Here is a 24,151-nt window from a genome sequence, read left to right on the forward strand (position 1 = left end):
CACTAGGTTTCCCCCAAGCTTCCGCACGGCTTGAGATCCCATTTCCTGGCGGATGCGGGTCTTGCTGGCGGCCCAGGAGCAGATGGGGCAGCGGGTCGAATCGCGGGTGCGGGCGGGACAGTTTCGATAATACCCACGGGCCATGATGGTGTTTGGGGCCATCCATCTCGGCTTGCTTGTAAAGTAAATGGGGCATCAAGCCGAAACAGTCAAGGTCAGGCCGGGGCGACAAGGCCCCCCGTTGCGGCTGGTAGGGGCGCGGATGTACCCTTTGAGTGCAGGACAGCAGCCGCTTCTGCGGCACTTGTTTTGCGTTTGTCTTTTAAAGGAGGGCAGAGATGGGCATCGAAGCAAAGAAGGGGAAAGAATTGGACCTCGGGTCCAAGATATTAATTTACTGCTGTATCGCGTGCACTTCGATATTCGGAGCAGTGGCCATGACCTTGGGGATTATCGAACTCTACCAGGGCGACCTGCCCCCTGCCGTCGGATTGATGATGCTGGGCCTGATCGTATTGGGCACTTCCTACTACATGTACCGAGAACTCCGTTGAGCGGGCATAGGCAGGCACATCGACCCTGCCCGCATCAATTCAGACGCCCTCATGGTCCTGAACTGCTGACCAGCACCTCCACTTCAGCCTCGCTCACCAGACCCTTTTCACTGATGGCCACCAGCCGGAAGGTCGTACCCTCCTCAACCGTGATCTGAATCGATCCGTTGGTGGGCACCGAGCCGATTCCGGGCGCGATCTGTGCCCGGGCCGCTCCGCTCGTCGTCCAGCTCAGAGTCCGCACCGTCGTAGAGGGGAACGAGCCGGCGGGAGTCACCGTAAAGGAACCGATCACGGGGCGGTCGTCGACGGCAACGCTGATGGTCGCCTCGGCCGATTCACCCGTTCCATTGGTCAGCACCAGGGTGAAGCTGGTGTCTTGGGTAAGGGTGACGGAAACACTGCTTGAGGCCTGCATGGGGATGGGCTGGGTCACATTGCTGATGGTTATGGACCATCCGGCCCCGGCCCTGAAGTTGGTGTCCCAGCTCAGGGTGGCCTGAGTATTCCTTTCGAAAACTCCCGGATCGTCGGCGGGGTTTCCGCTGGACGCTGAAATCGAAAAGGAAAAGATGCGTGGCGTGGCCTCCCGGACTTCCACTGTCAATGTCGACGTCACGCTCTCGCCTTCATCGTTTTCGGCCCTCAGCGTGAAGGAGCCGGTACGGGTCAGACAGAATGCCTGCATTTGCACCGTTGGCTCGACCACCTGTGTGGTGCCGTCCGGCACCGTCAGTTCGACCCGGGAAGCGTCCTCCGTGGTCCAGCTCAAGAAAGTGCGGGCCTGGTTAATGCTGCAGGGGGCCTCACCCACGCCATCGAGACCTCCGATGATGGCCACCGCAGGATCGGCACTGAAGGCGAGGATGCGGGGCAAGGGAGGTCTGACCCTAACCGTAGCCTGGGCCTCGGCAAACTCCCCTTCCTGGTTGGTGGCGGTCATGTTGAAGGTGGTGGTCTGGTCGACGAAGACGACCCGTTCGCCATCGGGCTCCACGCTGCCGACTCCGGTGATTAGGACCGAGGTGGCACCCGTCGTCATCCAGCGCAGGGTTACCTCGCCGCTGCCCCGCAATTCGGTCGGCTCAGCCGTGAAGCTATCGATTTGCACCAGGTCGGCGGGCCGGACCCTGATGGTCAGGGAAGCCTGCACGACTTCCCCGCGGTCGTTGGTGGCTGTCAGCACGAAGGTGGTCGTGACCTCGGGCGTGACGACCAGCATCCCATCCACAGCCACTTCAGCAACTTCTCCCGAGCCGCCGTTGGTCAGGGTGACGCGAGTCGCTCCCTCAGTTTCCCATTCAAGGGTAGTGCTCTCGCCTTGTCGCAGATCGCTGTCTTGAGCCACGAAGCGAACGATGCGCGGAAAGTCGGGCCGCACCAGCACGGTCGCTTCGGCATTAGCGCACTCGTTGACGGCATTGCAGGCGGTGAGCACATAGGTAGTGCTCTCAACCGGCATGACCTGGATCGAGCCCATTGCAGGGTCGAGATCGTTGCCGTCGACGTTGGTGATATTGACCATTTCGGCATTCTCGACCCGGTAAGTCAAGACGGAAGCATCACCCACGCGAATCTCCGTCGGATCGGCCGTGAATTCAACGATCACCGGCTGCTCGAGGCGAATCGCGGTGACCAGTTTGACGTCGGTGTCGCTCAGTCCGTCGGGGTCAGTGACGGTCAGGCTGGCCGAGCAGGTCTCTCCGTTGCCGATGACGAAGGAGGCCACGGGCTCGTCGGCGTCCTGGATCTGCGTCTCGGAGTTGCAGTCATCCTGCAGCTCCCATAGAAATGTGAGCGGATCGTCGTCGGGATCGAAGGAATTGGTGCCGTCGAGGATGATGCGGGTGAAGGGTTCGACATCGAGCATGTCGGGGCCGGCGTCGGCCACCGGGGCGCGGTTGTCTCCCCGCACGCGGCGGGTCAGCGTCTCGTAGCGGACGCGGGGGACGACGACGGGGACGGGGCCTTTGTCGGCCAGGTAGTTGCGAGGCGAGTTGGAGCGTCCCCATTCTCCCAGCCGCACCCCGAATCCGAAGCGCCAGCTATTGTCCTGAGAGACGAAAGACTCGTTGATGCCGAACTCTCCGGTCAGCTTGACGCGGCCCCACAGGGGAGGCAAGTTGACCCGGAAGACGCCTCCGGGAGCGTTGTCGTTGCGTTCCGATTCGAGGTAGCCGAAGGCTCCTTCCACAGAAACCCCGTTTCCCACGGCTACATCGAAATTGACGCCAATCTGGTCGGTCACGGCCAGGTAGGTCTCCTCGGACTCGACGGGGGTGATGGGCACGCTGCGCACCACTACGTTGTCCTGGTTGCCGTCGGTCAGGAAAACGCCGACCTGTCCCCGGTTGAACAGGTAGTTGAAGTTGAAGAAGAACTGGCCCACGGTACCCGAGCGGTCCCAGCCGCTGCGGTCGACCCGGCGCAAGCTCTGCATGAGGGCGAACTGAAAATTGCGGTAGCGGACCACCGGACCGATGTCGAACTGCAGTTCGCGGGTGCCGAAATTGCCCAATCCCCTCTCGGACCTGGGCACGAACTCTGGAAGGAACCCGGCCAGGTCGTTGGAGTCGTTATGACTGCGGAATGCCGCTTCTAACTGGGTCTGGATGGCGAAGGCGTTGGTCAGCCGGTGGAAAGTGCGCAGTTGCACGGTACCGTGCAGAATCTCGTTCTGGTCGTCGGAGCCGACATCGAACCGCAGCAGGCGAAAGTCGGGCTGGAAGACCCTCCTCCAGGTATCCAGGGGCTCCTGGCCGGAGGCCACTACCCGCACATCGTTCAGCGAGGCCGACATGTAGACTTCGTAGCGCCCGGGCTGAATACGGCGGTCGCGGTCGATCACCAGGTTGGGGCCGGTCTTCTTGTCCAGTTCCTCGACGTAGTTGCAGCCGTCATCGGGATTACAGGGAAAAAAGTAGTAGCTTCCCTCAGGGATGCCGACCAGCAGCGGGATCCTCTCGCGGCCCTGGTTGATGCGGGCCCACATCTCCTGGAAGAGATCGATCTTCAAGGCGTCCCCGGGATCGGCGGCGAAGTAGTCCTCCACTTGAATGTCGATGGATTCGCTGCGCAAGTAGACGGGCGGCAAACGTACGGGAGCGTCCTGTTGGGGCTGAGCGCCTTGGTCCGGTCCTTGCCCGGCGCCTCCGACCCAGTAGGAGTCGCGCCTGGAGGGCGTCCAGCCGGGGAACCATTGACTGAGGAAATGGTCGAGAGGCCAGTTGGCGACGATAGGGTCACGCAAGTGATTGGTCAACCAGTTGGCGAAGATCATCGACTGAGGGGAGGCGGTATCCGGGTCGGCCACCCGCACCGCGAAGTGCCTCAGAAGGGCCCGGCTCGGCCCGGGATCGAAGACCAGGCGAACCGCTCCGCCCGCTGCCTGCCGGTAGTCCTCGAAAGGAGTCGGGGCGGAAACGGTATCGAGAGGCCTGTCGTCTTGACGATCAGCTTGGGCGGCGTCGCTACACGTTGATCGGGCAGCCCATGTATTAAAGTCCCGTGCCAGTTGGGGAACATTGGTGGAGAGGATCGTGCAGAAGGCCGTCTCGATCTGCTCTCCGGTCAGATTCTGCTGACTGCTCACCCGCTTGAAAGCAATCTCCATGTGCTTTTCATAAGCCACTACGTCCTGAACTCGGGCCGCGGCAACGGCCATGTAGGCATGAATCAGGACGTTCCCTTCATAAAGCAAGTCTTGCTGGGGACTGCGCCGGTAAATCTGGTCGGCCTGGGTGGCCAGTTCCTGCATGTCTCGCACGACGGCGTAGTTTTCGAAGTAGAGCTGTGAGAAGGCAGGGGCCGAATAGGCTTGGTCGAGAGAAATCCCTTTGAGGTCTTGAAACAAATCAGCTACTTGGGAAAGCTGATGGGCGTGTCCCCCGGCTGAGCGGCCCGCCAGCGGATCCTGAGGCGCCTCTTGGGCCCATAGCGATGAGCCGGTCACGAGAAGAAGCATGATGAGAATCGATTGAGATTTCTCTAGCTGGAACACGATGATCTCCTTCAATGATCCTTGTAAGCTCACGGGTTTCCGTCCGACGGGTCGGGACGCGGTCCGGGGCGGATGCCGAAGGCGCCGAACTCGCGCCGGTCCTCTTCCAGCCTCTGACGATCCACATCTCCGCGAACCAGGTGATAGACGGCTTTGGAGGAATTGCCCAGCATGGAGTAGGTGCGCGCCAAGAGTCCGTGTATGGTTCGAAGCTGGCTTTCTCTCAGCAACGGCCCGCCTTGAGGCGACTGGGTAGCGCGCCGGCGCAGGTCTTCCAGGAGTTCTACCAAGGTCGACCAGTGCATGGCCCAAAAGAGCTCTTGCCCGAAGGCTGATACGTGGCGCTGAAAGAGAGCCCGCAACCTGTCGACCGAGTCCTCCCGTCCCGTGGCCGGCGAAAGACGAATGCCCTCAAGATAGGCAGAAAACGCCCGCTCCATCAGAAACAGCCTCTTGTGGAAGGCCTCTCCGGCGCGGGAGGCCCTGTTAATCAGGAATTCGGCCTCCTCCACCAGAAAATCTCCGTAGCGGCCAAAGAAGCGGGCCGCCTCCAGGACCTCGGCGGGGTCCTGCAAGGCAGGACGAAAAAGCTCTTCGGCGTGAGCCAGACAGTGCCTCAAGGTTTCCTCGGGAAGTGCCGGAAACTCCTCGGTGACCTGGTAGGCGGGAAGCTCCTCCACCGGCCCCGGGCGGGAACAGGCGCCGGTGCTGCGATCGCCCCAGTCGGACTCGGGCAAGGAGAAGATGCGGGTCAAGCGGCTGTCGAAGCGATAGAGCGCCTGGGCCTCGGCCAACCGTCCGGCGTCCATCTCCACCAGCAGGGCATGGGCCCGGTTGAGAAAGGCCTGATCGGAGGGGTCCGTATAAATCCGGGATGCGGCGCAGATCAGCCTGCCCAGATTGGTTCCCAACGGACCCGTATAGCGGGGATGTTCAGCCGCCACCAGGACGGCCAATTCCACGAACCGCTTGAGCCACATGAAGTCGGGCACCGGGTCGAGGACGTCCAGCCCCAATTGCTCGGCGAGCGAGTAGGAATCGAAATTGCGTCCCTGATTGGCTTCGATGCTGCGGACCGCCTGGATGACGTGGTTGAAGTCGGCGACGGCGTTGCTGCTCAGCGCCAAAATGTCCCTGCGGTCCTGATCAGGCGAGGGGATCAAAGCGTGATAGAGGCTCAATGTGGCTTTGGCCAACCAGTCCTCAGCTTGCAGGAAGTCACGTCCGATGCGCCGATAGACGGCTTCTACCTGGCGGTGCTTTTCCAGAAGTTCGCGCCGTTTGGGGTAGTCGAGGGAGAGCACGGCGGCAGCGTCGAGCCGGGTGAGAAAATCTTCCAGGCGCTGAAGGGCCTGGCGTCCCTGGCCTTGAGTCTGAATCGCCTGAGGATCGGGCACATCGAAGCTGAGCAGTCCGCCGCCGTCGCCGGCTTGCGGTGCCGAGGGCGGCGTATCCAGGGGACATTGGGCCAGCAGCCGGTCGCCGCCCACCGTCCACAAGACTGCCAGACAGCCTAGCGCCAGGCCCAGCCCCCGTCTCCGCGGCAACAAGCCGCACAATCCTGCCCAATGCCGTTTCAAGACTTTCTCCTTCCTCTCTCGGCGCCTTCGAACCCGTCGGTTAGGGTTTGGAAAGGGCTTTTTGACTCAGGCTCCCCAGGCGGATGCGGCGGTCCTCCACCTCGTCCCAGAACTTCTCGAAGCGCGCCAGGATGGGATAGTAGGCCTGCCTGAAGCCCACTTCCTCAGGATCGCCTCCGCTGTCGCCCTCTTGCTGGACCTGCAAGTCAAAATAAGCCAGTTCCTCAATCCGGTAGGGAAGCCCCTTGCCCAGCATGCCCGAGACGATTTCGTCTTGTTCCGGCATGGCCTCATCTCCCTGGCCCGTGTCCTCAAGCCGCTCGGTCAGCCTGGTCCCCTGCCCACCTCCGGCCAGCTTGTTGGCGAAATGACTTTGCATCAGTGCGAGAAAGCGCAGCCCCGTCGGTTCCAGCTCAGAACGGATGCGGCGCAGATTGACCCCTTGATCGCGGCCAAAGGCCGGCGTATCCAGAATGCGGGAAGGAACCGCTGTGACCGGAATGACGTAGTACCATCCGTCCTTCTCAGAGGGCTCAAAACGGGGGATGAAGACGATATCCACCAGGCTGGCAGCGGCCAGCGGCGCTCCCTCATCGCTGGTGCTTAACTGCGCCGCCCGCTGAGGAGCTGCCTTATGGGAAGGCGGTGTCCGTTCCCGCCCGGGAGCCGGCACCACGTCTTCCCTTCCGGTGAAGAGAAAAAACTGGTAATCGATGTCCGTCAAAGTCCGCTCGATGATCGGTTTCTCTTGCGGAGAGCCGGCGACCGTCTTTTCTTTGGGCAGGGCCACGAAGAGCTGAACGGCTTCGTTCAGATCTTCGGAGGAGACGTCGTTCCTAGTGCACGGATTGCTCTCCGCCAGCCATCCCAGCAATTCCTTGACGGCTTCCTGCTCGGGCCAGTTTTCAAGCTGAGAGTGGGTATCGCAGGGCAGCATGATGCGGGTTTCTTTGGAAGTGCAGTCAGGTTGCCGATCCTCGGAATCCTGACTCAGGCCCCAACCGGTCGTCGCCGGCATCAGCAGCAGATACAACATAATTCGTAGATTGGTCATGCGGCTCTCTCTCTTGTCTTTACTGACCCAACACCCGGCGGATTCTCCTGGCATCGCTGCTCAACGTCTGAGCCTGCAAGACTCTGATCGTCACCCTGAATTCAACCCAACCGGTTTCCCCGTCAGTTGCCTGAATGGTGAAATCCAACTCGCGGGAGGTGTCGCCCCGCACGGCCTGCAGCAATTGATCGGGATCAAATACCAGTTGAGCGGAGGGGCTGGTCGGATCCGGTTCAATGCGGAAACCGGCGGGCCAGCTCGAGCCGGGCCGGAAGGAACCTGAACCGAGGAGGATGCCGTCCTCTCCGTCGGGATCCACAATCCAGCGGGAGAGATCGAACCACCACCGGTTTCCCATCGTGAAAGTGTCGTAAGGGAAGTGCCAGAGCATGTCGCGGTCGAATGCACCCGCCTGACCGCGGTATACGCTGCGCGGCGGTTGATTCTCCAGGATCACCACTGGCATGCTGCCGGGAACTTCCTCCCCGTATCGAACCTCTGCCGCAAGGGCGGAGTCGGCATTCTGCCCTTCCTTGGAGCGCAGGCGGAAAAACACTTTGTCAGAGGGCTTGAGCTCACTGAACCTGCCTTCGATGTAGGTACGGCGGGAAGCATCATAGGACCAGAGTACGGTCCGATTGTCGATAGTGACTTCCTGAGCGGGTCCGTTCTCCACCGTAAAACGCTTCTCGTCCGGTTTGGCCGCCACAGTCGTTGTCACCCGAAACCTAAGCACCGGCTCGGTTCCGGGATCCGACCTCAAGCGGAAGCGATTGGCGCTCGAGTCGATTGCGAAAGACTGCGCAGCGGAATCGAGTTGAAAACCTTCCAGCCTGGGATGCAGATCGCCCCAACGGCCACGGACGATCTTCAGCGGAGGCATCTCCCAAGGACCCGCCTCGTCGGAAGTATAGTGCATGGTAAGCGAGTGGCCTCGATTCGAGCGCTTCCAATGGACCTGGCTTTCGCCGAAGACCTCAAACTCAACCTTGTAAATGAAATAATAGGTTCCTCGCAACGGATCCGTAGACCCTCCGGGTCCGATCAGATCAAAATTGTAGCGCTTGATGGGGACTGCGCCGTTGTGTCCCAGACCGGAGTGATCAATGGACTCAGATTCCGTGTCAATCCGTCGCCAGTCTCCTGCTTCGTTCTCCGGACTCCAGTTCTGACCGTTCTTGGTCTTCCGATCCCAGTCTGAGATCTCACACTGTGTCTGACATTGCCAGGCCTCCACGTGAAGGTCGTAGTCGATGTCGCGGAAATCATGTCCGGGCGTGTAAATCACAGGATAAAACGAGATGGGGAAGCTAGGGTTCACGGAGGATTGGGTTTCTGGCGTCGTATTGACAACGCCCGTGGACTTGTCGGTGGGCATGCCCAACTGCGTCCTGATTCCCTGCAGTCCGATGATGAACAGGACAATGAATTTCAGGAGAATAAGGAGGACATTGACCATGTCCTGGTTGGTGTCGACGACTCTTTTTGCCATGACAGTTCCGCTCTCCTTATTAAAAAGGCCCTTTTCATAGGGAGGAGCCTATCTTGAGACTTTCTTGAAGGTTGTCTCTGCTTTGTAGGAAGTCAACGGTTCACAACTCGGCTTCCCATTGGGCTTGGAGACCTCTTCGGATTCGATATCATAGTAACCAACAGCCACTCTGGCAAAGGCATATATAATGATGCTCAAAGCTATCGCTATGAATGCCTCGTCAGGATAGTTATAGTACATCAAAGCAAGTCCGATAGCGAGGCCGACAAGGTTGATAAAGGTCCCGAAAAGGTCGATTCGCCGGATGTTCTTTCTTGAAGGCATTCTCTCTCCTTGTCAGATATTCATACGCTGCCGGTTGTCATTCGGCCACAGACCGTATAGACACCATAAGACGTTCTTGGGGTGAAACATTTTCTTATTTGCTTCCATGGTGAGCACGATTATTGCGCAGCAACGCAAAGAGGGCAAGTTTTGTCTGCGGAATTAGCGGTTCTTGATGAGCGGTCCTTGTTTCCTGGGGCTAGACGACGCCGGGGCCCATTTCCTGGCGGATGCGGGTCTTGCTGGCGGCCCAGGAGCAGATGGGGCAGCGGGTCAAATCGTGGTTGCGGGCAGGACAGTGTTCGCGTCCAAAATAGATGATCTGCAGATGCAGCTTGCTCCACAACGAGCGGTCGAAGACCTTCTTGAGATCTTTTTCAGTTTGGGTCACCGACTTGCCGTTGGAAAGTCCCCAGCGGGCGGCCAGACGGTGAATGTGGGTGTCGACCGGGAAGGCCGGTTGGCCGAAGGCTTGGGCCATGAGCACCGAAGCCGTCTTGCGGCCCACGCCGGGCAGTTCCTCCAGCTTCTCGAGATCGGCCGGCGGCTTGCCGCCGTACTCTCGGGCCAGACGTCGGGACATGGCCTTCAGGTTCTTGGCCTTGGTGGGGGCCAGTCCCACGGTCTTGATGATGTCGCGGATCTCCTCCACCTCCATCTCTGCCATCTTCTCGGCCGTGGGGGCACGCGAAAAGAGCACAGGGGTGACTTCATTGACCTTCTTATCGGTGGTCTGAGCGCTGAGAGCCACAGCGACCAGCAAGGTGAAGGGATCGACATGCTCCAGCGGAATAGGCGGATCAGGGTAAAGATCTCCCAGGATACGCACGATGCGTTCTGCTTTTTCAGCTCGGGTCACGGGGCGAGAATTTACCACAGGCTGCCGCCAACGCCCAACCTCCAAGTGTCCAACTTCCAAAACGGCGACGGGGTCAAGAAAAAAAAGAGCGGAATGCGGGAGAGCGCGAGGCTTAGGAGGTGGGTATCAAGACAGTTTGGGGCCAGCCTCGAAGGGGAGCCGAACGGAGGGGTTGCCGTGTCGGCCGGTCGCTCTTCTTCCGCATTCCGCTCAGCGGGGGGATCGTGGAGAGAAGACAGAGGACGGAACACGGCAAAGGGGGGAGGATGAAAGATTCTCGAGAAGCGCGGGCTACGCTTCGGGGCTAAGAATCCCATTCTTTTCGGGGATCGCACCTGAACGGCGGGCAACCGCCGGTATGATCCGGGGCGTTACGTGTTCCGTCCTCCGTCTTCTCTCGGTTGTCTCCCGCAGCAACGGGACGCCTATGTGTTGAAAAGGTTCTTCAATCCGGCGCGACTTCGCGCCGTCGCTTGGTTCAACGTTTGGCCTCGGCCTTTCCCCTCATATTTTTTTCAAAAAATTTTCGACAGGGCATTCGACCGCCTATTGGCGGCCATCCAGGGAAGAATCTGGCACAATGAGGAAAAGGCTCTTTCCCAGCGCCGAAAAAGGAGAAAGCACCAATGTCGACACCTCGGATTTGGACCGCACTCATAGCCGGACTGCTGCTGGCAGCCGCTGCCTGCAACAACCACTCCGCTACCCAGGTGGCGGAGGATGCCCAAGCAGGGATCATCTTCGACAAGGTCACCGACCTCACCTATCCCTTTGACGAGCAGACCATCTACTGGCCCACCGCCGAGGGGTTCGAGTTTCACAAGGGGCCGGAGGGAGTTACCGACAAGGGCTATTTCTACAATGCCAACACCTTCCAGGCCGCAGAACACGGCGGCACCCACCTGGATGCCCCCTACCATTTCTACGAGGGCGGGCACAAGGTGGGCGAGATCCCGCCTGAGCAGTTGACGGGCCCGGCCCTGGTGGTCGACGTCTCGGAGCAAGTCTCCAGCGACCGCGACTATCTGATTTCGCTGCAGGACTTGCAGGACTGGGAATCCTCCAACGGCTCCATCGAGGAAGGCGACATCGTCTTGCTGCGTACCGGCTTCGGCCGTTACTGGCCTGACGCCGAGCAGTACCTGGGCACGGCTGAAAAGGGCCAGCAGGCGGTGGCGTCCCTGAGCTTTCCCGGGCTCTCGGAGGAGGCCGCCAGGTGGTTAGCCGAGGAGCGCAGGATCGCCGGCGTGGGCATTGACACGGCCAGCATCGACTTCGGACGCTCGCAGGACTTCACGGCCCATGTGGCCCTGGCCAGCCGCAACGTCCTCATCTTCGAAAACGTCGCCAATCTTGACCAGTTGCAGCCCCGCGGCTCCTATGTGGTGGCGCTTCCCATGAAAATCCAAGAGGGCTCGGGAGCCCCCTTGCGCATCATCGCCTTGACACCTTGAGCGGGTCTTAAGATTCGACCGCAGGGCGCCGGGTTCGGTAGCGGCGTTGCTCCACTGCCAGGTAGCCGCATCCTGCCAGACGTCCCGTCAGGTAAGCGGCGGCGGCGGCCACGGCGCCAGTCCAGTCGAAGAGATAGAGTCCGCACAGCATCGAGGCCACGATGACCGCGATCTCCAGAGCCGAAGACCCGGTGATGGGTCCGGTGCGCTTGATCGCCACCAGCACCGACCGCTGCCATACCAGGGTCACCGTCAAAGCCGGCATCACGCACATGATCTGGGTCGGCAGAAGAGCGAAGGCGGCCAGGTCGGGGGAGAGGCCTGAAATGTCCTGGTACCAGACCGTCGCCAGAGGGGTGAAGGCCAGCAAGGCCAAGGCTCCGCTGGTGGAAGCGCCCAGCATGACGGCGAAGCGGCGCAGAATGCCTTCGTTTTCTCCTTTGGAGCCCATCAAGGCAATGGCGGCTTCCTGGTAGGACAGCCCGAAGGCTCTGAAGATGAAGACCAGCGAGTTGATGACGGGCAAGACCGCCAACGATTCCAGCGGCAGCCTGCCCAGCCCGGCCAGAAAGCTTGTCAGTGGATGCACCGCCAGGGCCAGGATCGCGGTCACGGCCAGTGGATAGTAAAAGTGGGTGAGGGCGCCAATGGTCACATCGCCGGCCTGCGTCTCGCCTTCCTTTTCCATCAACTCGGCCACCACCGGACCTGCCATCACACGAGCGGCCAAGGCCTCCACCGATACCCCCGCCGTGAGTGCCAGTCCGCCCACCAGGGCGCCCGGCAAATCGCTCCAGAAGCCGGCCGCAAAAGCGCAGACCGCCATCGCCAGCAGGCGCAGGACGGTTCCAAGGGCCACCTGGCGGGTCTTTCCCCCGGCGATGAGGACGCCCTGATAAAAGCGCCGCACCCCTACCATGGCGGGCCAGGGCAGAAGCAAGAGGATGGTCCAGCGGGAGAGCTGGCCCACCTCTACCGGGACGTCCATGACGTTGGCGGTCAGCCAAGGCATGAGCGAGGTCGACCCGGCCAGCAGCATGAGAACGGTGATGGAAGCGTTGAGGACGTTGTTGAAGCGCCTCAGCTTGAAGAACGAAAGGCGGTCGCGAACCAGCGCGGTGGCCGCGGTCAGCATGTTGATGATGGGCGACTCGACGACCAAGGCCACCGAGTAGGCCAGTCCATAGGCGGCCAGATTGATCTTGGCGTCCGGCAGACGCGCGATGACGGCGGCCAGCAGAGGGCCCTCCACCGACATCATGAGCCAAGTCATGGCCAGCGGCATCCAGAACTGGAATATCCTGCCGTAGGTCAAGCATCCCCCAAAAAACTTCGAGACGCCAGGCAGTGTAGCGGGGATTCCGTTATTGTGGAAGGATGGAGCGGAGGCGATAGGGATGTACGATTTCCAACCGTTTTTCGAGTTCGTATCAGGCCTGGTGGCAGTGTTGCTGATCTGGATGGCGGCAGCACTGCTCATCGCCGCCCTCCTGCTGGTGATCGCCTACCGCCGCATCAAGCGCATCGAACTGCCGCCGGACGCCGATTTTTGGGTGGCCATCCGGGCCGTCCCTCTCTACTTGGTGGTGGCTCTCGACCTGCTCGACTTCGCCCTCGACTTCCTCTCGGCGCCCATCGGATGGATAGTGCTCACCCATTTCGGACTGACGCCTTTGCGCAATACCTCGGTGGTAGAGATGCTCATCCCCTTCACTCAGCCCATCCCCACCCTCACCCTGGCCTGGCTTGGCGCCCGCCTGTTGGGCTGGGGCGAATCGTCGACACCGGCCCGCGTCATCGAGCTGGAGTAGGGGACCGGAACTCTGCTCAGGCGGCCAGCCAAAGAGTGGCGTGGTAAGTGATCCAGGAAGCGCAGTAGGCGATCACGAACATTCCGCCGAAAGCCAGGGCCGGCAAGCGCCAATTCCCGGTCTCGCGACGCATGACCGCCAGGGTGGAGACGCACTGCAGGGCGAAAATGAAGAAGGCCAGCAGCGAAAGGGCCACGGCCAACCTCTGTGCCCCGGTGGCCTGGTCGGGAGGCACGCTGGGCGGGGCCAAACGGCTGCGCAGCGTGCTGACCAGGGCCGTTTCGTCCTCTTCCTCCACCGAGTAGATCTGGGCCAAGGTGGCGATGATGACTTCGCGGGCGGCCAGCGAGGCCACGATGCCCACCGAGATGCGCCAGTCGAATCCGATGGGCTCGAAGACGGGCTCCAGCAGTTTCCCGGTCGAAGCCGCCAGCGAGTGTTCCAGTTGGTAGGCCTGATAGGCCTGCCGTCCCTGGGCTTCAACGTGAGCCGGCACCTCGACGCGGGGGAAGGTGAGCATCGCCCAAAGCAGGATGGAGGCCGCCAGGATAATGGTTCCGGCCCGGCGCAAGAAGCTGGAAACCGGCATCCATACGCCCCTCCACAAGACCCGGGCGGTGGGGCGGCGGTAAGGGGGCAACTCGACGAAGAAAGGCATCGACTGACCCTTCAAGGGCCCGCGCCGCAGCCAGGTGGCGGCCAGCAAGGCGGCCAGCGCTCCCGCCAGGTAGAGACCCATCATGACCAGTCCCTGCAGGTTGAGAAAACCGGCCACCGTCTGCGAGGGAACGAAGGCCGCGATGAGCACGGCGTAGACGGGCAGGCGGGCCGAGCAGGTCATGAAAGGCGTCACCAGTATGGTGGCCATACGCTGTCGTCGATCGGGAATGGAGCGGGTGGCCATGATCCCGGGAATGGCGCAGGCGTAGCCGGAGAGCAGGGAAACGAAGCTCCGTCCATCCAGCCCCGCCCAGCTCATGAGGCGGTCCACCAGGAAGACGGCGCGGCTCATGTAGCCCACCTGCTCAAAGAAGGTCAGCAACAGGAAGAGCAGGGCGATCTGGGGAACAAAGACGATGACGCTGCCCACTCCGGTAAGCACGCCGTCGACAAGGATGTCGCGCAGCATTCCGGCGGGAAGCAGCGTCGTCAAGTAGCCGCCGAGCATGCCCACCGCGCTGTCCAGGCCGTCCATCATGGGCTGGGCCCAGGAGAAAATGGACTGGAAGAAAAAGAGCATGACGGCCAGGAACGTGATGACTCCCGTCACCGGATGCAGCATCCAGCGGTCGAGAGTATCGGTGAAGGGCGTGCCCGCGACCGGCGAGCGATAGGCCTGGCGCAGAATCTCGTCGCCCCAGGCGAAGCGCTGGGCGGGATCGTCGGGAACGGGACTCTCGGGCATGGGCGGGTAGAGGGCGCGGGGGCTGAGAAGGCGCTGCTTGAGGCTCTCGATGCCGCGTCCGCGGTTGGCCACCACCGGCTCCACCGGGATGCCCAGCAAGCGTTCCAGCTTGTGCGGATCGACGCGTCCGCGGCGGGACTCGATCTCGTCGATCATGGTCAGCACCAGCACCACCGGCAATCCCAGCTCCATGACCGCGCCCAGCAAGGGCAAGGAACGCGAAAGCGAGGTGCTGTCGGCCACGAAGAGCACGGCGTCCGGCTGCGGCTCGGAAGCCAGGCGCCCGCGAAGAAAATTCAAGGTCAGCCGCTCTTCAGGCGAATGGGGATCGAGGCTGTAGGTTCCGGGAAGGTCGATGATTTCAACCTGGGTGCCGTCGACTCCGCGCAGCGTCCCCACCGCCAACTCGACGGTGACGCCGGCGTAGTTGGCCACTTTGCTGCGCAGTCCGGTGAGGGCGTTGAAGACGGTGGTCTTTCCCGAGTTGGGACTGCCCACCAGAGCCACGCGGCGTTGCGAGTTGAGCACTGGCAAAACCGCGTCGGGGGCATCCTGATGGCAAGACGGCCCGCTCACACGTCGTCCTTTCGGACGGAGCCGTTGCGATTGCCGTTTCCGTTGCCGTTGCGGTAGGTGGCGTCGCCCGCCATGCGCCCTTCAAGTTCGTCCAGCAGGACAAAAATGCAGCAGGACTCGCTGCGCCGCAGGCAAATGCGGGTGTTGCGGACTTCGTATTCCACCGGGTCCCGCAGGGGCGAACAGCGGCGCACCTCTACGCGGCTTCCGGGCACGAAGCCCAAATCCCGCAGCCGATGACAAAAGGGGTGATCTTGATCCATTCCGCAGACACGCCCGCATTGGCCCGTGGCCAAGGCGGAAAGCCGCACGGGCCGGGGGTTCTGCTGGTTGTGCCGGGTGGTTGCCATCGCCATCCGTGACCTCTTTTTGAAAACCATTCTCAAAAAGCAAGCCGAGTATAGCATGCCTGGCGGAAGAAAAGCCAACCTTGAAATAAGGGCCTGTCAAAAGATAGACATTGGCCTGGGACTTCCCTGTCGGATAGAATTGACGCATTTGGGGCCGGTTGGTATAGTGCGCGTTTAGTTTTGGGGGAGACTTTGTGAACTCGAAGGTCAGGCAAGCGCTGGATCGTTTCAATATCCCTGTGAAGCGTTCCGAAGCTTCGCAGCGACAGCGCAAAATCTACCAGTTGAAGACCACTCTGCGCGAGTGGAAGATGGCCGTCAAGTCCATTTATTCCACCCGCCATCCCCTTCTCGCCCACATCATCCCCATGCGGCGCTGCAACCTGGCCTGCACCTACTGCAATGAGTTCGACGACCATTCCGATCCGGTTCCCATCGAGGAGATGAACCGCCGCATCGACCGTTTGGCGGAACTGGGGACGGCCATCGTCACCATCAGCGGCGGCGAGCCCCTCATGCATCCTCACATCGAGGACGTCATCCGCCGCATCCGCAAGCGCGGCATGCTGGCGGGGATGATCTCCAACGGCTATCTCATGAGCCGTCAGCGCATCGAGTCGCTCAACGAGGCCGGTCTGGAGCACCTTCAGATCAGCATCGACAACGTCGACCCCGACGAGGTGTCGAAGAAGAGCCTCAAGGTTTTGGACAAGAAGCTCCGCTACCTGGCCGAATTCGCCAAGTTCAAGGTCAACATCAACTCGGTACTGGGTTCGGGCGTGGAAGACCCCGAGGACGCCTACATCATCGCCCGCCGAGCCGACCAATTGGGCTTTACCTGCACCGTGGGCATCATCCACGACGGCAGCGGCCACATGGAGCCCTTGGGCGACCGGGAAGTGGCGGTCTACGAGGCCGTGAAGATGATGGCCAAGAAGGGCTACTCGCGCATGAACCGCATCTTCCAGGAGAACCTGGTCAAGGGCAAGCCCAACAACTGGCGCTGCCGGGCAGGGGCCCGCTATCTCTACATCTGCGAAGACGGCCTGGTTCACTATTGCTCTCAGCAAAGAGGCTATCCCGGCATTCCGCTGCAGGACTACACCCAAGACCACATCGACCGGGAATTCCTCACCGAAAAGTCCTGCGCCCCCTACTGCACGATCGCCTGCGTCCACACCGCCTCCACGGCCGACATGTGGAGAGCTCCTCAAAAGAAGGTCTTCGTACCGAATGGCGAGGAGAAAAAGCAGCCCGGCGGCCCGAGTGTGGTGGAAGATCTGCTGCAACTGGAATAGCTGCCTGAAGCCGGGTTTCAGCGACGATGCGGCAGCAGGACTCTCCCCGCCAGCTCCCCGGTCAGTCTCCCCTGATCGAGAACCGCCCGCCCGTTGACCAGCACGAAGTCGACGCCGGAGGCGTGTTGGTGGGGTTTGAAGAAGGTCGCCTGGTCCTGCAGGTCGTCAATATCGATGACCACCAGGTCGGCAGCCAGTCCGGCTTGCAGGAGTCCCCGGTCTGAAAGGCGCAGTATGCGGGCTGGCAGGCTGGTCGAAGAGCGTACGGCATCAGCCAGCGAGAGGACGCTGCGCTCGATGGCGTAACGGCGGAGTTTGCGGGGAAAGGTCCCGTAGTAGCGGGCATGCACGGCTCCGTCCTCGGGGAGTGCGATTCCGGCGTCGGAAGCCGTTGCCGTCCAGGGCCGCCGGGCGTAGCGCCGGATGTCGCTTTCAGCCAGCGAAAACCCCCGCAGGCGAGCGCCGCCGGGCCGGTTGCCGTAGCCCTCAAGCTGCAGCTTGAAAGCCATCTCCACCGGGCTTATGCCATGACTGGCTGCCAACTCGGAAAGGGTCCTCCCGATCATTGCCGGATCGGGGTGGTCGAATACCACGATCTTGTCGGGCCCTCCCCGGCGGGCGATTTCGTGGGCCACGTCGCGGCGCAGCAGAGGCGCGGCTTCAGGATCGGCCAGGACGCTGCGCAGGGCTTGGCCGTAGGCCTCGGGCGGAGCGTCCTCGCCGTCGTCCTCTTCCGTCTCCTGGCCGGGCGAAGCGGGACGCCACACCCAGCGGGGAATCAGCACCGTCGATCCGTCGCTGCCGGTGGTGTCGTAGGGATACTGGTCGGCCCACACTTCCACACCCCGCTGGCGGGCCCGCTCGATGAGTTCGATTGCAGCCTGGGACGCGCCCCAGTAGTGCTCTCCCTTGGCCTTGATGTGAGAAGCCACCACGGTGGCTCCGCTGCGCTCTCCGATTTCGATGGTCTCGCGCACGGCATCGAGAAGGCTGGGAGGCCGGTTCTGGGAGCGGCTGGGCCAGAACCACATGGGATCGGCTCCCTCGCTGCGCTGATGAGAGATGTAGACGCCTCCTGCGGCGGCCACCTCCTTCATCAACTCGACCAGTTCGTCGGTAGTGCTCCAGCGTCCGGGTTCGTATTCCAGTCCGGCCGAGACGCCCCAGGCCCCCTGGGCCAGAGCCTGGCGCAGCAGTTCGCGCATCTGCTGCACTTCGTCAGGCCGGGCCGGACGCTTGAAATCGGCGCCCATCACCTGGCCGCGCAAGGTGCCGTGTCCCGCCAGCAACACGGCGTTGAGTCCGATGCCCAGCTCAATCAGCTCGCTCTTCTGCTCGGCGATAGGCCAGGGCGACCGGCCATCCTGGTTGACAACCGCGGTGGTGATTCCCTGACTCACCAGATTGGGCGCCGCGCGGCGCTGCGGATCGCTGGAGCGCAGCCCCCGCGAAGAACGCAGGGAGTCGTCGGCATGAGAATGCAGGTCGATGAAGCCGGGAACGATGAAGCGGCCATTCATCTCCACCTTGCGGCTTGCCCTGGCTTGCCCCAAATCGCCGATGGCGGCGATGCGCCCGTCCTTGACGGCCAGGTCGGCCAGAAACCAGGGATTACCGCTGCCGTCCAGCACCCGTCCACCCAGGAAGAGCCAGTCATAGGCGGGCTGGGCACGATCTTGCTGGGAAGGACTGACAGGCTGCGCCCCAAGGCTTGGCCAGAGCAGCACGGTCAGGACGAAGGTAACGGCAACACGCGACCAGGACATCCAGAGCAAGGTACCAAATCCCGCCATCCCGGCCAACCGGAAGCAGGTCTTGGGGGAATCGCCGCAAGGATGCGCCTCCCGTCCTTCAACGATCGGCTCAGTTGCTGTTATTCTGGGCTGATGAGCGACGACCTGCTGCAGTGGAGAGAAGAGTTTCCCATCCTGGACGAAACCGTCTACATGATCAACAACTCGCTGGGCGCCATGCCGCGCCGCGTCTACCACTCCCTCAAGGAGTACGGCGACGTCTGGAATCATCGCGGCGTGCGGGCCTGGGAAGAGCGCTGGTGGGACATGTCGCTGGAGGTTGGCGACTTGATCGGCAAGATCCTGGGAGCCGGCGCCGGAGAAGTGACCACTCATCAAAACGTCACCCTGGCCGAGGCCGTCATCCTCTCTTCACTGCCGCGCGGCGGGAAGCGCAACAAGATCGTTTACTCGGAACTCAACTTCCCTTCCGTCCGCTATCTTTACCAGGCCGATCCCGACTTGGACTGCCAGGTCATCCCCTGTCCCGACGGGATCGGCGTGCCTCTTCAGCCCCTGCTGGACGCCATCGACGAAAACACCCTGGCTGTACCCATCTCCCACGTGATTTTCAAGAGCGCCTATATCCAGGAGGTGGAACCCATCATCGAAAAGGCCCACAAGGTGGGTGCCTACGTCATTCTCGACACCTACCAGAGCTGCGGGACCGTGCCCTTCAACGTCACCGATTGGGGAGCCGATTTCGTGGTTGGAGGCTCGGTCAAGTGGCTGTGCGGAGGCCCGGGCGTGGCTTACTTGTGGGTGCGTCCTGACCTGCGCGATCAGCTCAAGCCTCGACTGACCGGATGGATGGCCCACGAGCAGCCCTTCGAGTTCCGTCCCCAGATGGCCTACGCACAGACGGGATTCCGCTTCCTCAACGGCACCCCCAACGTCCCCGCCCTCTACGCCGCCAAGAGCGGATACGAAATCGTCGCCGAAGTAGGCGTGGAAGCCATCCGCCGCAAGAGCCTCCAGATGACCGAGCGCCTTATCGAGCTGGCCGAGGAAAGGGGCTTCGAGGTCAACACGCCCCGCGATCCGGGCCGCAGAGGGGGCACCGTTTCCATCAACCCGCCCCAGGCGCAGCAGGTCAGCCGCCGACTGCTTGATCGCGGATACATGATCGACTACCGTCCGGGCGCCGGAATCCGCGTGGCTCCCCACTTCTACAACACGCTGGAGGAATGCGAGGCCACCATGAACGAGATGGCTGCCATCGCCGATCAGCTCTCGACCTCTACCGTCTGATCGTGTCCGGAACTGGACTTTTTCGACGCCTGGCCGTAATGTGGCGGGTCATGGAAGATAGCGGACGACCGGCCAAGAGCCAAGGCAAGAAGATCTACGACCTTTCCCCGACTTTCCGGTCCGGCATGGCGGTTTGGCCGGGTGACGTGCACTTCCGGCACCAGCAGAATCTCTTCCTTTCGCGGGGAGACTCGGTCAACCTCTCGGCGATCACGCTCAGCCTGCATGCCGGCAGTCACGCCGATGCGCCGCTGCACTACCTGGAAGAAGGGGATGCCATGGATCGGGTGGACGTCCGCAACTATATCGGGCCCTGCCGAGTGATCTCCGCGCAATCGCCGGACCTCATCCGTCCCGAGCACGTCGAGGAGGTGCTGAAGGAGCGTCCGCAGCGCCTGCTCGTGCACTGCAATCCCGGCTACTCCTTGGACGCTTTCCCGTCCCATTTCGTCCATTTCTCCGCTCAGGCTGCGGATGCCATCGGCTCGGCCGGCGTGCGCCTGGTCGGCCTCGACGCCCCTTCGGTCGACCACCAGAACAGCAAAGACCTCCCCGCCCATCACGCCTTCGCCCAGCACAGAGTGCTGATCCTGGAAAACCTCCTCCTGGACGGCGTCCCCGACGGCACCTACGAACTCATCGCCCCGCCCCTGAAAATCGCCCGCGCCGACGGCTCCCCCCTCCGCGCCCTCCTGCGTGAACTGTGATGAAGGTTCGGAGTTGGGAGACCTGGGGCACGCCTATCGAAGCCTGGGGGAGGTCGATCACTTGATTCTTGCATCAAAGTGATGCAGAATATGGCAGGAGGTGCGATGATGAAGGCTATTACACTGCGCAATTTGCCGCCACATGTGGAGCAGGTTGTTCGTCGGCGGGCAGAGAGAGAGCGCTGGAGTCTGAATCGGACCGTGATACGGCTGCTTGAGGAGGCCATAGAGGAGGAAACCGAAGACGACGGAATTCTCGAAGAGTTGGCGGGCACTTGGTCGCGGGAAGAGGCCGAGGCGTTTGACCGGGAGTTGGAAGCCCAGCGCACCATCGACCCTGAGATCTGGAAGGACGAATGATCCTGCTGGATACGTCTGGTTATTCTGCCTACCGCCGTGGCCACGCTGCCATCTTGGAAACGCTGAAGAAAAGCGCTCAGATTTATCTCAACCCCGTGGTCTTAGGTGAACTGCATCAAGGGTTCCGCCGCGGCCGGCGCCGGGCAAAGAACGAGACGGAACTGGAGCGGTTCCTGGCGTCGGGAAGAGTGAGACTCCTCGACATCACCGCCGACACAGCCGGCCATTACGCGTCCATCGTGGCCGACTTGCGGGCGGCCGGCACGCCGATCCCCACCAATGACATCTGGATCGCGGCGTCCGCAATGCAATTCGGGCTCACGGTCGTGACTACCGATGGACACTTCAATCACGTGCCTCAAATCAAAACACAGCACTTTTCACTTCACAGCTAGTCGACTTTGAGCTGTTCGCCTTCGGAGTGGGCGACCAGGGTGGCTACGGTGCAGTCGCCGGTGACGTTGGTGGCGGTACGGCACATGTCGAGGATGCGGTCAACGCCCAGGATCAAGGCGATTCCGGCGGCGGGGACGCCGATGGCGTTGAGGATGATGACCAGCATGATGATGCCGGCTCCGGGAACGGCGGCGCTGCCGATGGAGGCCAGCAAGGCCGTGAACACGATGGTCAGTTGGGCGCCCAGTCCCAGTTCCATGCCCAGGGCCTGGGCGATGAAAAGGGCGGCGACCGATTGATAGAGGGCCGTGCCGTCCATGTTGATGGTGGCGCCCAGAGGCAGCACGAAGGAGGAGACCTCTTCTGAAATGCCCAGCTCGTCCTGGCAGCGCTCCATGGTGACGGGCAGGGTTGCCCCCGAGGAACTGGTGGAAAAGGCCACCAACTGCACGGGCGCGATGGCGGTCAGGAACTTGCGCAAGGGCATGGGAGTCAAGAAGTTGATGAGCGAGGTGTAGACGATGACCACATGCAGCAGCAAGCCCAGCACAACCGCCAGGCAGTAATAGCCGAGCGCGCCCAACAACTCGATGATCTGGTCCGGATCCTCCCCCACCCGCACGATGGTGTCGGCCAGCAGGGCGAAGACGCCCAGCGGCGCCACGTACATGATCAGGTCGACCATCTTGATGATGACCTGGTTCATGCCTTCGAAGAACTGGTAGACGACACGGGTGTGCTCGGTCTTGAGCTGGATGAGCACGACGCCCACCAGCAGCGCCACGAAGACCATCTGCAGCATGTTGCGGTTGCTGGTGGCGGAATCGAAGAAGTTTCCCGGCACGATGTCCACCAGGGGCTGTAGGGGCCCCTGCTGTTCGGTCAAGGCCGCCGCCATCTCGCGCTCGCCGGTCTCGGCCTCGTAACGCGCCTGCAGGGTCTCGGCCAGTTCCCGGGGGACATAGTCGCCGGGACGCAGCAGGTTGGCCAGCCCCAGGCCGATGGTGATGGCCACGGCGGTTGTAGCCATGTAGAGGACGATGGTCTTGCCGCCCAGACGGGAGAGGCGGCTGACGTCGGAGAGCGAGGCCACGCCGGTGATCAGCGAAGTGAGCACCAGCGGAATGGCGATCAAGAGCAGCAGGTTGAGAAAGATGCGTCCCCAGGGAGCCACCCAGTCGGAGATGAACCCGTGCCAGCCGTTGAGCGCCCCGAAGACGCCGAAGATCACGCCCAGCACCATCCCCATCAGGATCTGCCAGTGCAACTGTCTGTACCAGGGTTTCTTGACTGCCATCCGGCGATGATACGGGGAAAGCCTTGGGCGGGCAAGGAGTTAGGGCACCCTGGAAATAGGGGGGCGCGAGCCCATGGGCGGCGGGCATGCTAGCATAGCGGCGTGAGCGAGAAGAAGCGCATCGTGGTGGCCATCTCAGGGGCATCGGCTCCCGTCTACGGCATCCGCATGCTGGAAATCCTGCAGCAACGCGAGGACGTCGAAACCCACCTCGTCCTGACCAAGTCCTCGCTGCGCGTCATTCAGCTCGAAACCGACAAGAGCCTTGACTACCTGCGCGAGTTGGCCGACGAATACTACCGCTGGGACGACATGGCGGCCGCCCTCTCAAGCGGCTCCTTCAGGCATCAGGGGATGGCGGTAGCGCCCTGCTCGGTCAACACCATGGCCTGCATCGCCCAGTCGATCACCAAGGACTTGGTGACGCGGGCCGCCGACGTGACGCTGAAGGAAAAACGTCCGCTGGTTCTCATGGTGCGGGAATCGCCTTTGCACCTGGGGCATCTGAGAAACCTGACGGCCCTGGCCGAGATGGGAGCCGTCATCGCTCCGCCCATCCCGGGCTTCTACTACAACCCACAATCGCTGCAAGACATCGTCGATCACAGCGTGGGCCGCGCGCTCGACCTGCTGGGAATTCACATCGAAATGAAGCGCTGGCGCACCCCCGAGGGCGCCCAATCGCCCTTCGGATCTGATTGAGGAGGCCTTGCACTAGGGACGGTTTTGAGCCGTGTCGCCGGGAGATGAGGCGAGGGGCTGAGAGGAGTCGTTTCCGCTCACCTGATCCCAGGCCCATCCCAGGGGAGAGCACATGAGCAGGCGGTGGCCGGCCTTGAGATTCCCTTTCAGCAAGCCGTCGTCTTCCAGGACTCCGAGCGCGTAGTGGGAGCAGGTGGGGCGGTACCGGCAGCGAACGATCTTTGAGGAAATGGGCGATCCGTATTCCTGGTAGAAACGGATCGCCCCTACCTCCGCGCGCAGCGCCAAGCCCGATCCGATGAAAACCGCCATGGCAGCGGCTATCACGAGCCAGATCAGCAATCGCCTGGCGCTGGCAAACATGACTCGACCCCTTGGTCTTAGAACTTGTTGACGAAATCGCTGATCACGGGAACGACCAGGCGCTGCCCCTTGGTCGCCTTGACGATGGCGATAATGCGCAGGACCAGGAATCCCAAAAAGAGCAGAGGAATCAGGCCGCATCCCAAGATCCATCCCAAAACGGGGACGAACTGGAGAATGGTCAGCACGATCCAGGCCACGATTTCCGCGCCCAGAATGCAAAGCCCGTTCTTGGCGTGCCACTGCACCTCGGCGTCGTCCTTTTCAACCAGCAGGGGAACGAGTCCGAGGATGTACAGATAGCTGAGCACCAACATCACGGCCTTGTTCTCCCCTCCCCCGCCGCTTCCTCCCGAAGGCGGTGGCGGAGTGGACGACTCAGGCGGCGGCGGCGAAGAAGGCGGTGGCGGAGTCTGCGGCGGAGTATCTTCAGGCATGCGTTAATTCGCTCCTTGTGAGGGACAGGCTCTAGCTCGTTGACTCGCCGCAGCGGCAAGCTCGCCGCCAACGGCGCCGGCGCTATCC

General features: G+C 61.8%; 21 protein-coding genes. 8 read left to right on the forward strand and 13 right to left on the reverse strand.

Features of this window, described 5'->3' with window-relative positions; translation table 11 throughout:
- Positions 1 to 603 precede the first annotated feature (603 nt).
- The 6 genes from VLU25_15110 to nth form a co-directional block, all read right to left on the reverse strand.
- Positions 604 to 4,569: a hypothetical protein gene (locus VLU25_15110; protein ID HSR69264.1), complete on the reverse strand. Its 3,966-nt coding sequence runs from the start codon at positions 4,567 to 4,569 to the stop codon at positions 604 to 606.
- Between the two features lie 14 nt (positions 4,570 to 4,583).
- The gene (locus VLU25_15115; GenBank protein HSR69265.1) at positions 4,584 to 6,134 is read right to left on the reverse strand and encodes a hypothetical protein; all 1,551 of its coding nucleotides are present in this window, start codon (positions 6,132 to 6,134) and stop codon (positions 4,584 to 4,586) included.
- Positions 6,135 to 6,174: 40 nt separating this feature from the next.
- Positions 6,175 to 7,188, reverse strand: a complete 1,014-nt coding sequence (locus tag VLU25_15120) for a hypothetical protein (GenBank protein ID HSR69266.1) — start codon at positions 7,186 to 7,188, stop codon at positions 6,175 to 6,177.
- A 19-nt stretch (positions 7,189 to 7,207) separates the two neighbouring features.
- Complete coding sequence (locus VLU25_15125; protein ID HSR69267.1) at positions 7,208 to 8,680, reverse strand: hypothetical protein; 1,473 nt, start codon at positions 8,678 to 8,680, stop codon at positions 7,208 to 7,210.
- Positions 8,681 to 8,728: 48 nt separating this feature from the next.
- Positions 8,729 to 9,004, reverse strand: a complete 276-nt coding sequence (locus VLU25_15130; GenBank protein HSR69268.1) for a hypothetical protein — start codon at positions 9,002 to 9,004, stop codon at positions 8,729 to 8,731.
- Between the two features lie 199 nt (positions 9,005 to 9,203).
- Complete coding sequence (gene nth, locus VLU25_15135) at positions 9,204 to 9,863, reverse strand: endonuclease III (GenBank protein HSR69269.1); 660 nt, start codon at positions 9,861 to 9,863, stop codon at positions 9,204 to 9,206.
- Positions 9,864 to 10,489: 626 nt separating this feature from the next.
- Here nth and VLU25_15140 point away from each other — a divergent pair.
- Positions 10,490 to 11,317 (forward strand): cyclase family protein, encoded by an 828-nt coding sequence (locus tag VLU25_15140; protein ID HSR69270.1) that lies wholly within the window; start codon positions 10,490 to 10,492, stop codon positions 11,315 to 11,317.
- Positions 11,318 to 11,324: 7 nt separating this feature from the next.
- Here the strand turns inward: VLU25_15140 and VLU25_15145 are convergent, their stop codons facing one another.
- On the reverse strand, positions 11,325 to 12,632 hold the full coding sequence (locus VLU25_15145; GenBank protein ID HSR69271.1) for a hypothetical protein: 1,308 nt from the start codon (positions 12,630 to 12,632) through the stop codon (positions 11,325 to 11,327).
- 82 nt (positions 12,633 to 12,714) lie between these two features.
- Between VLU25_15145 and VLU25_15150 the strand changes: the two genes are divergently transcribed.
- Positions 12,715 to 13,128, forward strand: a complete 414-nt coding sequence (locus VLU25_15150; protein ID HSR69272.1) for a hypothetical protein — start codon at positions 12,715 to 12,717, stop codon at positions 13,126 to 13,128.
- Between the two features lie 16 nt (positions 13,129 to 13,144).
- On the opposite strand, the gene VLU25_15155 is transcribed toward VLU25_15150, so the two are convergent.
- Both VLU25_15155 and VLU25_15160 read right to left on the reverse strand, forming a co-directional pair.
- Positions 13,145 to 15,109, reverse strand: coding sequence for a ferrous iron transporter B (locus tag VLU25_15155; GenBank protein HSR69273.1), 1,965 nt, complete (start codon positions 15,107 to 15,109; stop codon positions 13,145 to 13,147).
- Positions 15,106 to 15,465 carry a FeoA family protein gene (locus VLU25_15160; protein HSR69274.1) on the reverse strand — a complete coding sequence of 120 codons (360 nt, stop codon included), beginning with the start codon at positions 15,463 to 15,465 and terminating at the stop codon, positions 15,106 to 15,108. The genes VLU25_15155 and VLU25_15160 overlap by 4 nt, the downstream gene beginning before the upstream one ends.
- Before the next feature lie 305 nt (positions 15,466 to 15,770).
- On the opposite strand from VLU25_15160, the gene VLU25_15165 reads away from it, so the two are divergent.
- Complete coding sequence (locus tag VLU25_15165; protein HSR69275.1) at positions 15,771 to 16,757, forward strand: radical SAM protein; 987 nt, start codon at positions 15,771 to 15,773, stop codon at positions 16,755 to 16,757.
- Positions 16,758 to 16,774: 17 nt separating this feature from the next.
- Here VLU25_15165 and VLU25_15170 read toward each other — a convergent pair whose 3' ends face one another.
- The gene (locus VLU25_15170) at positions 16,775 to 18,550 is read right to left on the reverse strand and encodes an amidohydrolase family protein (GenBank protein ID HSR69276.1); all 1,776 of its coding nucleotides are present in this window, start codon (positions 18,548 to 18,550) and stop codon (positions 16,775 to 16,777) included.
- A 93-nt stretch (positions 18,551 to 18,643) separates the two neighbouring features.
- Here VLU25_15170 and VLU25_15175 point away from each other — a divergent pair, with 93 nt between their 5' ends.
- From VLU25_15175 to VLU25_15190, 4 genes are all read left to right on the forward strand, one after another.
- Positions 18,644 to 19,801, forward strand: coding sequence for an aminotransferase class V-fold PLP-dependent enzyme (locus VLU25_15175; GenBank protein HSR69277.1), 1,158 nt, complete (start codon positions 18,644 to 18,646; stop codon positions 19,799 to 19,801).
- A gap of 50 nt (positions 19,802 to 19,851) precedes the next feature.
- Positions 19,852 to 20,508, forward strand: a complete 657-nt coding sequence (locus VLU25_15180) for a cyclase family protein (GenBank protein ID HSR69278.1) — start codon at positions 19,852 to 19,854, stop codon at positions 20,506 to 20,508.
- A gap of 201 nt (positions 20,509 to 20,709) precedes the next feature.
- Positions 20,710 to 20,868: a hypothetical protein gene (locus VLU25_15185; protein HSR69279.1), complete on the forward strand. Its 159-nt coding sequence runs from the start codon at positions 20,710 to 20,712 to the stop codon at positions 20,866 to 20,868.
- On the forward strand, positions 20,865 to 21,263 hold the full coding sequence (locus VLU25_15190; GenBank protein HSR69280.1) for a type II toxin-antitoxin system VapC family toxin: 399 nt from the start codon (positions 20,865 to 20,867) through the stop codon (positions 21,261 to 21,263). The genes VLU25_15185 and VLU25_15190 overlap by 4 nt, the downstream gene beginning before the upstream one ends.
- On the opposite strand, the gene VLU25_15195 is transcribed toward VLU25_15190, so the two are convergent.
- Complete coding sequence (locus VLU25_15195) at positions 21,260 to 22,561, reverse strand: dicarboxylate/amino acid:cation symporter (protein HSR69281.1); 1,302 nt, start codon at positions 22,559 to 22,561, stop codon at positions 21,260 to 21,262. The two genes, VLU25_15190 and VLU25_15195, sit on opposite strands and share 4 nt — an antisense overlap.
- A gap of 102 nt (positions 22,562 to 22,663) precedes the next feature.
- On the opposite strand from VLU25_15195, the gene VLU25_15200 reads away from it, so the two are divergent.
- Entirely contained in the window at positions 22,664 to 23,263 is a 600-nt protein-coding gene (locus tag VLU25_15200) for a UbiX family flavin prenyltransferase (GenBank protein HSR69282.1), read from the forward strand.
- 12 nt (positions 23,264 to 23,275) lie between these two features.
- On the opposite strand, the gene yidD is transcribed toward VLU25_15200, so the two are convergent.
- Both yidD and VLU25_15210 read right to left on the reverse strand, forming a co-directional pair.
- Positions 23,276 to 23,626: a membrane protein insertion efficiency factor YidD gene (gene yidD / locus VLU25_15205; GenBank protein ID HSR69283.1), complete on the reverse strand. Its 351-nt coding sequence runs from the start codon at positions 23,624 to 23,626 to the stop codon at positions 23,276 to 23,278.
- Between the two features lie 17 nt (positions 23,627 to 23,643).
- A complete protein-coding gene (locus VLU25_15210) occupies positions 23,644 to 24,063 on the reverse strand; it encodes a DUF4870 domain-containing protein (protein ID HSR69284.1) in 420 nt (139 codons plus the stop codon).
- Positions 24,064 to 24,151 lie beyond the last annotated feature (88 nt).

The organism is Acidobacteriota bacterium (genome assembly GCA_035471785.1).
Classification (GTDB): Bacteria; Acidobacteriota; UBA6911; order RPQK01; family DATIPO01; genus JANQFM01.